Raw genomic sequence first — 11,413 nt, 5'->3', positions numbered from 1 at the left:
TTAGTAACATTAACTTCCGATGGAATGAGCGAATGCCCACGGAACTCCAGTGGGAGGCAGAGCAGGGGCGAGACCCCGCAGAGCTTTAGCTCGAGGACGGCTAGCCAGCTCCCCACAGGAAAGGGAGTGGGCAGCAGCGAATGGAATACATTCCAACAAAGTTGTTAAAACTAGTTAGTTTTTGCACTCTTAATAACACGTATTTTCAGGGTAGACTTCCATGCAAGTGAAAATTTGCACCATGGTGAACGAAAATGCGTTATTAGAAGTTTTAGTAACATCAACTATATATGGAATGAGCGTAAGTCTACGGATTCCAGTGGGAAAGTAGAGCAGAGGCGAGACCCCGCAGATCGCTTGCGATCGAGGAGGCTTGCCAGCTCCCCACAGGAAAGGAGTAGACTGTAGCGAATGGAATATAAAACAACAAAGTTAGCAATACTAGATAAGTTAACCACTAATTGATAACACGTATTTTCAGGGTAGCCCCTATAAAAAGAAATGGCTCAACCTAGTAAGCTAAATTATTTTTTGTTCTACTATAGTTTTGTTGTTTAAATTCTTCCATAAAGGAAAACATTAGAATGATAACCATTTTTCTATAGGAGCTGGTATGATGGACAAGTTAGAAATTGGAGAAGTTTTTACGATAAGCGATGATGATAACGAAGATCATGAAGTGGAAGTGTTAGCCACTATCTCACTAGAAAACAAAGAATATGTTGCTGTTGGTTTCGTAGAAGACATACAAGAAGAAAGTGACGAAGATATTGATGTATTCTTTATGAAAGTAGAAGATGATGGAACCTTTTCCCCTATTGAAGATGATGATGAATTTAATACAGTAACATCTGCTTTTGATACTATGATGGATGAAGAAAGCGAATAACGCATGAAAAGAGAGTGGAAAATCTACTCTCTTTTTTCTATTGATTGTCCAACTTTTGTCATATAATAGAGAAAAGGAGGTGAAAGAAATGGAAGAAATACTTTCACAAATTCTACAGAAATTAGATTCTCTTTCCGAAGAGCAAAAATCGCTTTCTGTGGAGGTGAAATCTGTTTCTGAAAACAGAATTCTCTTTCTGAGAAGGTAAAATCTGTTTCTGAAGGACAGAAATCTCTTTCTGAAGAGGTAAAATCTCTTTCTGAAGGACAAGAGAAGATTTTCGCGGAACAAGCAGAACTTAGAAAAGAAGTAGCATTTTACTACGGTAGCATGATGAAAAAACTTGATGAAACAAAAAAATAATTATCTTCCCACTATTGAATCCCCTCAAAACTTACTTTCCTTAAATATTATTCGATTACCCATATAGCAGAGTGAACCCCTTAACGTATGTGTTAAGGGGTTCACGTTACCTTTAACGTTTAGAATGTGTGAGCAAAGTCCTTTGCTCGTGCAATGGCATCTTCTTTTATTTGCTCTGCCTTATCTGGCATAGCATTGTGTCCTTCTACAAATAAGCCTTCAAAGGAAGGAACCCCGTAAAATTGCATGATAATATCAAGGTATCTGTGCCCCATTTCCATAGCCGCTGCTGGCCCCTCCGAATAAATCCCACCTCTCGCCTGAATATGTAACGCTTTTTTATCTGTTAATAGCCCCACTGGTCCTTGCTCGGTATATTGAAAGGTCTTTCCTGCAACAGATACAGCATCAATATACGCTTTTAAAACAGGTGGAAAGGAGAAATTCCATAAAGGAGATACAAAAACATATTTATCTGCCGATACAAATTGATCACTTATTTCGGAGAGTCTTCCCACTTTCTTTTTCTCATCAAAAGACAACTCTTCAAAATCTGTTCCAGATCTTAGTTTTCCCCAGCCACTAAACACATCAACATCAATTTCTGGTATATGTTCTTTGTATAAATCAAGTATTTCAATTTCATGTTCATGATTTACTTCCTTATATGTATCAAGGAATGCCTTCCCTACTGCCATACTATAGGATTGAGTATCATCATGGGGATGTGCTGTGATATATAAAACCTTCGTCATGTAAAAAACCTTCCTTTCGTAATGAAACTACACTTATTTTGTGTTAATACCCTGATATAATGTGTTCAAAAATAAAAAAGATGTTTCAAAAGATCGTTACCTTCGAAACATCCACGTTCATACCACAGCCTACGAGGTTATTACTTAGTACTTAATAGAATTACATTTTCATTCGGTTATTTCTTCTACAAAAGGATTTCCACTTATGTTTGCTCTCATTTCATCCTTAATTTGAAACGTATCACTTCCAGCTGAGTTATCACTTGTAGCTTCATTATGATGAAAACTGCCGTCATAATGAGTTGGTTTATCATTCATATGTATCACCTCCACTTCTGTAGTGTATACATTATCTATATATTTTCATTCCTTTTTAGTAGTTTGTATTTTTTATTTTTTGCGTCGCAATAGATTGATTTTCAGTGTATTTATGATTACAACCTGTTAAGATTATTAATAGGACAGAGAAAAGCGAGGAATGTACCCATGCAAATTAGAAAAGCTACTATTCATGATTGGAAGGAAATTGCTCATGTACATGTGGATTGTATGCGTTCAGCGTATCGCAACGTATTTCCTTCAGAAACCATTGAAAAAATTACATATAGTGATAGAGAAAGAAGATGGCAAAATGACCTCCCGAAAACCATCCAAGGAGGAACGATGAATTTTGTTGCCGTAAACAAACAAGAAAAGATTGTTGGTTTTTCCTTAGGAGGAACAATGAGAGATGCTCGACTACGTATTGGTTATACCGGGGAGCTTTATGGATTGTATGTGCACCCACACGCACAAGGGCAAAGTTTAGGACTAAAGCTATTTGAAAGTGTTGCACATCATTTAGTTTCTCTCCACCACTCATCCATGGCCTTATGGACATTTCAACACCATGATTCTTGCTCCTTTTTTCATCATTTGAATGGAAAGGAAGTATACAAGAAAAATACAACCATTGGTGGGAAAGATCTAGAAGAAATTGCATTTGGTTGGGACAATATTGCGACTTTATCTCAACATAGAGATAACCTAAACTAAACACATACCTTCCACAACTGAAAATAATTAGATTACTTCAAAGAAAAAAAACACATGTAGTTCTCATAAAGAGTAGCTACATGTGTTTATTAATTTTCCTATTTAGTGCAACACTCGAATTTGCACAGTTCTCCGTCCGAATGCTAATGCATCATTTCTATTCGGCATAAAGATGTCAATAATGTTACCATTGATTGCTCCGCCAGTGTCTGCTGCCAAGAATGTTCCATATCCTTGCACTTCCACCCTTGAGCCTAGTGGGATTACATTAGGATCCACAGCAATGACCTTGGCATTAGGATTTGATCGTAAATTAATTCCTGTACTCGTAACTCCTGAACAGCCAGTACAATACGCTGTATAAGCCGTTGCGGTAAAAGTCCTCCAGCTACCAGCTTGTTGCGAGCTGGTTGTAGAATTACTCTGTCCACCAGATGAGCTTGATCTACTAACTGATTGTTTCGCAGCTTCTTGTTGTGCTCTAGCTCTTGCTTCTCTTTCAGCTTTCGCACGAGCTTCCTCTTGTAGGCGAACTTGTTCAGCAATCTCCTTACGAATTTCTTCCTGTTGAGAAGCGATATCTTTTTCTTTGTCAGTTAGTTGAGAAATAAGTACTTCTTGCTTTTTTTCATTTTCCTTCATTTCATCTCTTAACATCTTTGTCTTTGCTTGTTTCTCTCCTATATTTGCACGAACATTTTCAAGTTCAACAACTTGATTTACTAATTCGTACATAATTTCTTCGTATTTTCCTTGTGCTTCTGCCAGTTCTTGTTGACTGTTTTCTAGTTGAGTAATAAAGTAATTATCAGCTTGTGCTATTTTTGAAATTGTGAATACACGACTTACAAAATCACTAAAACTATCTGCTCCTAATATTACTCGTATATAGGAAGCACTATCAATCCCATTTTTTTGATAAGAGCTTGCTCGTCCTTTCAATAATTCCACACGTTTATCCAAATCACTTTGTAACAGCTCGATATCTGCTTGTAGCTTTTCTATCGCTAATCCGTTTACTGCAATATTCTCTTCTGTTTCCATTATGTGATTTTCATTTAACTCAATCTCATTCTGGAGATCAGAGAGCTGACTATTTAATTGTTCAAGCTTTTGGGCCAATTCAACAAGTGAATCCTTTGCATCAGATAGCTCAGACTGAACAGCCTCACGCTCCTGTTGAAGCCTTTCCTGGTCTTCCTCAAGTGCTTCTGTGGCTAATACTTCACCGGCAACAAATAATGAAGTAAGACCGATGAGTATGATAAATATCATGAACTTCTTAAGCACACCGTCTTCCTCCTAAGAGTTATTTAGTGTCCACCTTTGTAGACTTCCATTCTATTGCTTGTCCTAACTAACAATACCAGACAAACGTAACAATTTGGTAATAAGAATATTGCAGTAGTGTGACAAAACATCAGCTATAAAGAATAGTTTTGTTTTTATTTGTATAAAAAAAGGCTGGATCTAGACTACTTAATTAGTCAAATGACTTTCTAACCATAACAACAATTTAGTTCTAGAGAATAAAACAAGCCACTTATCAAAGACTACAAAAAAAGGAGGCATCAGCGATGAATAAAGTCGGTTCCGTTTTTTGGATCTCTATCGCAATGTCAGTTACTTTCGTTCTCTGGGGAGTTATTTCACCAGAACATTTAGGAAGTGTTATGAACGTTGCTCTTGGTTTTTTCCTTCGAAATTTTGGATGGTTCTATCAGATTGCAGCTACTTTTTTTCTCGTCTTTGCAATTTTTCTGATTTTCAGTAAATATGGAAGAATTAAGCTTGGGAAAGATGATGACAAACCTGAGTTTAGTCGTCCAACATGGTTTGCTATGCTTTTTAGTGCTGGAATGGGAATAGGATTATTATTTTTTGGAGTATCAGAACCTATATCTCATTATGCAAATCCTCCGTTTATAGAAGGGAATACAGGAGAAGCAGCTATTCTGAGCTTAAGATATACCTACCTTCATTGGGGCTTCCACGCATGGGCTATTTATGCAACCATTGCACTTGCCATTGCTTATTTTAAATTTAGAAAAGGGTATCCTGGACTAATGAGCGCAACATTGACTCCATTACTAGGTGAAAAAGCAAAAGGAAAAACTGGAAATATCATTGATATAGTAGCAGTCTTTGCTACCATTTTTGGGGTATGTGCATCCCTAGGCTTAGGTGCGGCTCAAATAAATGGTGGACTAAGCTACTTAACAGGAATTCCTAATAACTTTACCATCCAGTTACTCATTATTTCTATTGTAACTATCCTATTTTTGATAAGTGCAGGAACAGGGATTAAAAAAGGAATTAAATATTTAAGTAATACTAATATGGCTTTAGCTGTGATCCTATTCGTTGCAATGCTTGTATTAGGCCCAACTATTTTTTTATTAGATCTTTTTACAACCACTTTAGGGAGTTATATTCAAAACTTACCTGCAATGGGGCTACGATTATCTCCTTTTGATTCTGGGAATGCAGCTTGGTTACAAGGATGGACTATTTTTTATTGGGCTTGGTGGATTGCTTGGGCTCCATTCGTTGGCACCTTTATTGCTCGCGTTTCCAAAGGAAGGACAGTAAGAGAATTTGTGCTTGCAGTGTTAGTTGCTCCAACCTTTGTATGTACATTATGGTTCTGTGTATTTGGTGGTACTGGGATCTTTTATCAGCACACAATGGGCCTAGATATAGCAGGACAAACGCTTGAAACTGCTTTATTCTTTGTTTATGAGCAGTTACCATTTAGTGGAGTTCTTGCAGCAATTACTATATTTCTAATTAGTACCTTTTTTATCACTTCTGCCGATTCCGCAACCTTTGTTCTAGGTATGCAGACAACAAATGGTAGCACGGAACCTCCTAATATTATAAAGTACGCATGGGGTCTTATTTTAGCAGCATCTGCTGTTGTATTAATGGCTTCAGGTGGATTAGAGGCCCTGCAAACAGCAATAATCGTAAGTGCTTTCCCATTAACAATTGTTCTTTTTATGACAACCTTTTCCATGCTAAAGGCGTTTAAGAGCGAAATAAAATCAAAAGGAGTAGCTGTAGAAGAAAAAGTCATTTTAAGAAGAAGAAGAGAAAATCCAGAAGATCAGATGAATCCATTGTAAAACATCAAAGGAGGTTGTCTCAATCGCTTGCATGAGACAACCTCCTTCTATTTTAACCGAATTTCAAACGATTACTGCTAGAGAATTCCTATAGTTGTTAAGACCGAATCTATTTATAGGTAATTTGTATCTAATGGACTATTTTTGTGTCAAACCACTTATATTCTTTACAGAATTAATGTATTATGATTCTAAGGATCTAAGTATTAATACCTATTTTGATATCGTTATTATTTAAACAACTAGGAAAAAGAGACTACTTATTTTTGAAGGAGGGAAGACTTACATGCCATCATCTGGTATCATCAACACGGCACTAACAATTTCAATGGTTATTCTCATTACTATAATCGGTTCTTTGTACTTAAAAGGCATTTTATCCTCAGAACTATTTACCCCATTAACCGATATGGAACAGATAATTGAAGCATTTGGAAAATAAATATCAAAGTAACTTCTTTTTATAAATAGTTAACTAACATTATATATCTTCACAAATAGGATTCTATCCATGAAATCTATAAGTTTTAATCCCTTTTTTTACAGTTTTCACTTTAAATACTCCTCCTGCATGTGGAAAATCCTCTAGTGTCTTTTCATCCGTTCCTGTTCTAGCCGTCGTTACGTATAATTCGTCCAAGTCCTTTCCTCCAAATGTACAGGATGTTACGTTCAATGCAGGTATTGAAATTGTTTCTAAAAGCTCACCAGTTACAGGATTCCAGTTCGTTATTTTCGCTCCCCCCCAATGTGCTACCCAAAGATTCCCCTCTGAATCAATTGTAAGTCCATCAGGTAGACCATCTCCATCTGGTATACGAATTACTTCCTTTTGGTTACCTATCTCTCCTGTTTTCCAATCATAATCAAAACGAACAACACTCTTTGTTAATGTGTCTATGTAATACATAAAACTATGATCTGGTGACCACGCTAACCCATTTGAAATACCCACATTGTCTAATTTTTGACTTACAATCAAATTATTATCTATACAATATAAGGCACCTTTTCCTTTCGTAGCATACCTGTCCATTGTTCCTGCCCAAAATCGTCCATAGGGATCACATTTACCATCATTAAATCGATTATTTGGTAAGTGATTTTCGGGATCGTGGATTTCTTCCGTCTCCCCTGTTTTGAGATTTAAAAAATGAAATCCATTTTCTGTAGCAACAATAGCTCCTCCTTGCTTCCGTAAGACAATCGCGCCCACCATTTTTTCAACTATTATTGATCTATTTTCATTTGTTGTGGGATTATATTCATGGATATTTTTCCCTTCAATATCTACCCAATACAGTAGTTGATTCTCCTCATCCCAACAAGGTCCTTCTCCTAACGTAGCTTTTGCATCTACGACTAATTCTACTTCGTATTGCATACAATCCCCTCCATTTATTGTTTTTCCTCATGCCACCTAGTAGTGAAATACAGGCCAACTTATCTCCAAAAATAGTCTGTTTTTATAATAACATGAAAAGAATGCACACCATCATTTCAATTAGCTAAATGACACTGATCGAATATTTTGCTGTTTTTCACCAAAAAAGTGGTCTGTACTCAAACGTTATGAAGTATATTTACATTTAACTGTATATGAAATGAGCGTCGTTCCGCGAACTCCAGTGGGTAGTAGAAATGATAATGATCCAAACCACCAGTGTGAACTGGTGGTTTTCTCTGCGGCTGAAAGCCTCTCTTATCGGCCTCGCCCTAAAAGGCCCACTGAGGGGGTTTCAAACCATTAAAAAGTAGAACAATTGATCTATATAAAGATATACCTTGTTCAATTCTGACTAATCATTTTTACACTTTCCCACATCTTATTAATCAAATAATTTTTTGTTTAATACGGGAAGATAGTACCATAACACTAGTGTTCTCATTAGGGTAAACATACTGAACGCAAGCCAGAGTCCGTGGTTTTGAAAACTTGGAACGAAAAAATAAATTATTAATAGAAATACAATCATCGCCACTATTAATGAGTTTCTAACCTGTTTTACTTCTGTAGCCCCAGAAAATATACCGTTTAACTGCAAACCCCAAACTCCAAGCACTGGATAAACAAGTACCCAAACCATATACATAAAAACCGTTGTCTGGACTTCTTCAATAGAAGTAAACATTGCTAAGATAACTGGGAAAGCTAACTCCTTGTACACCCATAGAAAAAGAATGAACAAAGAGTACATTAAGAACAATGTTTGTAACGTTCATGCCTGCTTGTAGTATTAATGATACTTTTATTTTTGAAGAGCCAATAGGCCAGCCAAGAATAACATAGTTTATTAATGTAAATGGTGCGCCCCAAATACGTATGTCAAAATAATAGATAACTTGTTCCGCAACACCAGCAGTTGGTTGCATGACAGCTAAAGCAATCATTGCTAAAAATACGGTAAGAATTAAAATAAATATTCTTTTGTTACACATTTCTGTTCACTCCTTATGTAAATAACTAAGAAAATACATTTTGTTGTTGTATAATGCATATAAAGTAAAACGGAATGATTACGATCGTAATCATTCCGTTTTGTATCTTGCCTCATTTATATAAAGATGAAAACAACTATTTTAATTTGAGTTTTTGTTTAACGTATTCTTAGAATTATATCTCACAACATTGCCGCTCCAACCTCTAGTTTCATTAAAATAGAATATATATATGTACCAAAACCTCTTCCATTGTATATAATACATTAACAAAAGTTTCCCTTGTGCAAATTTATTCGATTAACGAAAACCTTTTGGGGAGGGGCGATAATGAGCCAAACATTAGCAGTAATTATTATCATTATTGTGACTATTTCTACAGTAAAAGTGAAAAGTTTTATCAATGAAAAATTTGTGAAGTAAATATATCTCCATAAGAAACTCACAAGGGGCCCTTTCATGACCGAAATGCAAATGTTCTGGACGAACGAAAAGCTTAATCCGCTTGCATATCTGCGAAGAAAAATGTTCTTTCAGTTGAAAAGTGCTTTCTACTTTTCTAACTGGAAGGTTATTTTTCACAGCAGATAGCGGATGTAGCTAGACATAAAAGTGCTTTTTACTTTTTAATCGGCCAGGTTATTTGACACGAGGTCATGGCGCCTGGAGCTAGACAACTTTCTAAGTCCAAAAATGTTATACTTTCTGCTTATCTTTTAAAAAAGCACGAATGCTAACGATAATGGTTAGTCATTCGTGCCTTTTTTCTTTATTGTGTTAACCCATTTACAAAAACTTCTACATTAGACCTCATCATTTCAATATAAGATGCTGCTCCGCTTCCTTCTTCACCAACGGCATCGGTGAATACCTCTCCACCAATTGGTACTCCTGAATTTACAGATACTGTCTCCATATAACGCTTATCAACAGTACTTTCAACAAACACTGCAGGTAAATCACGGTCTCTAACAATATCAATGATGCGGTTAATTTGTTGTGGTGTACCTTCTTCATGAGAGTTAATGTCCCAAACACCTTCTGTCTCAAACCCATAATCAGCACCGAAGTATTTAAATGCATTCTCACTTACTATAATTACTCGATATTCTTTTGGAATTAACTGGACTTGTTCTTCAATCCAAGTATCAAGTTCCTGTAACTTCGCAATATATGCATCTGCATTTTCACGGTAGATCGGCTCTCCCTCTGGGTCTCTCTCAATTAAATCCTCTACAATATTATTTACATACTTAATTACATTTTTAGCACTTAACCATGCATGAGGATCATCTTCTTGATCATTACCAATTAATGAAATTGGTGTTACCCCTTCAGATACCTCTACAATGTCAGTTGCTGTTACATTCGATACAATTCTTTCTAACCACTCTTCTAAATCAAGACCGTTGATGTAAAATACATCAGCATCACTAACTTTTTGGAAGTCACTAGGAACTGGCTCATATTCATGAGGTTCTTCCCCTATAGGAACGATATATTCTACAGTACCATGATCTCCAATAATTTGTGAGATAACATCCCCTAAAACAGAGAAACTCGTTGTAATTGTCAATCCATCAGCAGCCTCTTTATCATTTTCATTATTCTCTGTATTACAAGCAGCTAAAAGGAAACCTAGCATAAGAAAAACACTTAAAAATAACTTACTTTTGACCATTCTCTTCCATCCTCCTAAGTATCTTTTTTATTTATATTTAGTTTGTTTTAGTTTGATTAAGGATAGTAACTTTGAATAAGTTATATTTATTACAGTAAGTAGTCCTTTTGTCCACCCCTAAACTTTTTGCCTTGAGGAAACTTTCCACCTAAAAAAAACCAACTTTTTTTGTATAAGGTGTATTTTTTTGTCCGAAGGTATATTTGTTTACTTAGGGCAACTTTATTATACATTATAAATAATATATTTAAAACGTGTCAATACCTTTTTTCATTTTGAAATTAGATCTTCAAGATAATTTCTTACTATTCATACGAAGAATCCTTGTCTTATGTTCCAGATAGGTTGGAATTTGATACAGAAATAATAAGGGTGGTAACGAAGCCGTTCGTCGTAATGATACAACACCAATGAGCTTATCTTCATCATTAATTACGTATAGATAATAAATTGTTTCCGCATCCGTTCCCGCTATTCGCAAACGTTCCATTACATCAGATACAGTTTCATTCGATTTAAGTGTTATAAATTCAGTAGTCATTAGTGAACCAGCTGTGTTTTCCTTGTAAGATAATAATAGCTTTATATTATCAGCTTCTGTTTTGTCCATTTTATTTAATAAATACGCTGCGATGTGGTCTGGAATTTGTCCGAAAAAATCAGTTGCTTCATCTGCTGGAAGATCATTTAATATCCCTATGGCAAAGTCGTCTAACTCAGCGAACACCGTTTTTTGCTCTTTCAGTTCAAGACCTTGGAAAATCTCTGCAAACTCTGTTGGAGCTAAATAAGTATATACTTGCTTTCTTTTTTCTTCACTAAATTGATTATAAATTTCAGCCTGATCTGTTGGGTGTAATTCCAAAAAATCTTTCCGGAAATTATCTTTATCTTTGTTTTTCAAATATAAAAAGAGGTAGTATGTGAGTTCCTCCCGGTTTACAAAACCTTTTTTCTTCCTCATACTAACGCCTTCTCGTATAAGTAATTACAAGTGCTCTACATCAACAGTCAAAACATAAACGACAAACATTTGTAGTCAAAATCCAAGGAAAATGAGTCCTGAATTACACATGAATTATAAGAAGCTGTAGTTAACTTAGTAACAAAGGCACCCTCTATG

11 protein-coding genes are annotated in these 11,413 nt (G+C 35.7%); 4 read left to right on the top strand and 7 right to left on the bottom strand.

Translation table 11 applies throughout. The annotated features are described in order from the left end of the window. The first annotated feature begins 616 nt into the window (after positions 1 to 616). Positions 617 to 889 carry a DUF1292 domain-containing protein gene (locus ACERII_RS17670; protein WP_373644085.1) on the top strand — a complete coding sequence of 91 codons (273 nt, stop codon included), beginning with the start codon at positions 617 to 619 and terminating at the stop codon, positions 887 to 889. Positions 890 to 1,371: 482 nt separating this feature from the next. Here the strand turns inward: ACERII_RS17670 and ACERII_RS17665 are convergent, their stop codons facing one another. Both ACERII_RS17665 and ACERII_RS17660 read right to left on the bottom strand, forming a co-directional pair. Continuing rightward, positions 1,372 to 2,007 carry an FMN-dependent NADH-azoreductase gene (locus ACERII_RS17665; protein ID WP_373644084.1) on the bottom strand — a complete coding sequence of 212 codons (636 nt, stop codon included), beginning with the start codon at positions 2,005 to 2,007 and terminating at the stop codon, positions 1,372 to 1,374. A gap of 168 nt (positions 2,008 to 2,175) precedes the next feature. Next, positions 2,176 to 2,325 (bottom strand): hypothetical protein, encoded by a 150-nt coding sequence (locus ACERII_RS17660; RefSeq protein ID WP_373644083.1) that lies wholly within the window; start codon positions 2,323 to 2,325, stop codon positions 2,176 to 2,178. Positions 2,326 to 2,493: 168 nt separating this feature from the next. Here ACERII_RS17660 and ACERII_RS17655 point away from each other — a divergent pair, with 168 nt between their 5' ends. Further along, positions 2,494 to 3,042 (top strand): GNAT family N-acetyltransferase, encoded by a 549-nt coding sequence (locus ACERII_RS17655; protein ID WP_373644082.1) that lies wholly within the window; start codon positions 2,494 to 2,496, stop codon positions 3,040 to 3,042. Between the two features lie 102 nt (positions 3,043 to 3,144). On the opposite strand, the gene ACERII_RS17650 is transcribed toward ACERII_RS17655, so the two are convergent. Further along, the gene (locus tag ACERII_RS17650) at positions 3,145 to 4,332 is read right to left on the bottom strand and encodes a PcsB-like coiled-coil domain-containing protein (protein ID WP_373644080.1); all 1,188 of its coding nucleotides are present in this window, start codon (positions 4,330 to 4,332) and stop codon (positions 3,145 to 3,147) included. Between the two features lie 287 nt (positions 4,333 to 4,619). Between ACERII_RS17650 and ACERII_RS17645 the strand changes: the two genes are divergently transcribed. Both ACERII_RS17645 and ACERII_RS17640 read left to right on the top strand, forming a co-directional pair. Continuing rightward, entirely contained in the window at positions 4,620 to 6,170 is a 1,551-nt protein-coding gene (locus ACERII_RS17645; RefSeq protein WP_373644079.1) for a glycine betaine uptake BCCT transporter, read from the top strand. A 286-nt stretch (positions 6,171 to 6,456) separates the two neighbouring features. Then, the gene (locus ACERII_RS17640; protein WP_373644078.1) at positions 6,457 to 6,612 is read left to right on the top strand and encodes a hypothetical protein; all 156 of its coding nucleotides are present in this window, start codon (positions 6,457 to 6,459) and stop codon (positions 6,610 to 6,612) included. A gap of 63 nt (positions 6,613 to 6,675) precedes the next feature. Here ACERII_RS17640 and ACERII_RS17635 read toward each other — a convergent pair whose 3' ends face one another. The 4 genes from ACERII_RS17635 to ACERII_RS17620 all read right to left on the bottom strand — a co-directional run bounded on the left by ACERII_RS17635 (position 6,676) and on the right by ACERII_RS17620 (position 11,254). After that, a complete protein-coding gene (locus ACERII_RS17635; RefSeq protein ID WP_373644077.1) occupies positions 6,676 to 7,554 on the bottom strand; it encodes an SMP-30/gluconolactonase/LRE family protein in 879 nt (292 codons plus the stop codon). Positions 7,555 to 8,285: 731 nt separating this feature from the next. Beyond that, on the bottom strand, positions 8,286 to 8,609 hold the full coding sequence (locus ACERII_RS17630) for an MATE family efflux transporter (RefSeq protein ID WP_373644076.1): 324 nt from the start codon (positions 8,607 to 8,609) through the stop codon (positions 8,286 to 8,288). Between the two features lie 769 nt (positions 8,610 to 9,378). Next, positions 9,379 to 10,290: a metal ABC transporter substrate-binding protein gene (locus tag ACERII_RS17625; RefSeq protein WP_373644074.1), complete on the bottom strand. Its 912-nt coding sequence runs from the start codon at positions 10,288 to 10,290 to the stop codon at positions 9,379 to 9,381. Positions 10,291 to 10,579: 289 nt separating this feature from the next. Then, positions 10,580 to 11,254 (bottom strand): magnesium transporter MgtE N-terminal domain-containing protein, encoded by a 675-nt coding sequence (locus ACERII_RS17620; protein ID WP_373644073.1) that lies wholly within the window; start codon positions 11,252 to 11,254, stop codon positions 10,580 to 10,582. Positions 11,255 to 11,413 lie beyond the last annotated feature (159 nt).

Origin of the sequence: Evansella sp. AB-rgal1 (assembly GCF_041820985.1) — a bacterium.
GTDB lineage: Bacteria > Bacillota > Bacilli > Bacillales > Salisediminibacteriaceae > Evansella.
This window is presented reverse-complemented; position numbering and strand designations above follow the sequence as displayed.

Coding starts and splice junctions, on each gene's coding strand:
- ACERII_RS17670 (WP_373644085.1), top strand. CDS start 617: ATGGACAAGTTAGAAATTGGAGAAGTTTTTACGATAAGCGATGATGAT.
- ACERII_RS17665 (WP_373644084.1), bottom strand. CDS start 2,007: ATGACGAAGGTTTTATATATCACAGCACATCCCCATGATGATACTCAA.
- ACERII_RS17660 (WP_373644083.1), bottom strand. CDS start 2,325: ATGAATGATAAACCAACTCATTATGACGGCAGTTTTCATCATAATGAA.
- ACERII_RS17655 (WP_373644082.1), top strand. CDS start 2,494: ATGCAAATTAGAAAAGCTACTATTCATGATTGGAAGGAAATTGCTCAT.
- ACERII_RS17645 (WP_373644079.1), top strand. CDS start 4,620: ATGAATAAAGTCGGTTCCGTTTTTTGGATCTCTATCGCAATGTCAGTT.
- ACERII_RS17640 (WP_373644078.1), top strand. CDS start 6,457: ATGCCATCATCTGGTATCATCAACACGGCACTAACAATTTCAATGGTT.
- ACERII_RS17635 (WP_373644077.1), bottom strand. CDS start 7,554: ATGCAATACGAAGTAGAATTAGTCGTAGATGCAAAAGCTACGTTAGGA.
- ACERII_RS17630 (WP_373644076.1), bottom strand. CDS start 8,609: ATGTGTAACAAAAGAATATTTATTTTAATTCTTACCGTATTTTTAGCA.
- ACERII_RS17625 (WP_373644074.1), bottom strand. CDS start 10,290: ATGGTCAAAAGTAAGTTATTTTTAAGTGTTTTTCTTATGCTAGGTTTC.
- ACERII_RS17620 (WP_373644073.1), bottom strand. CDS start 11,254: ATGAGGAAGAAAAAAGGTTTTGTAAACCGGGAGGAACTCACATACTAC.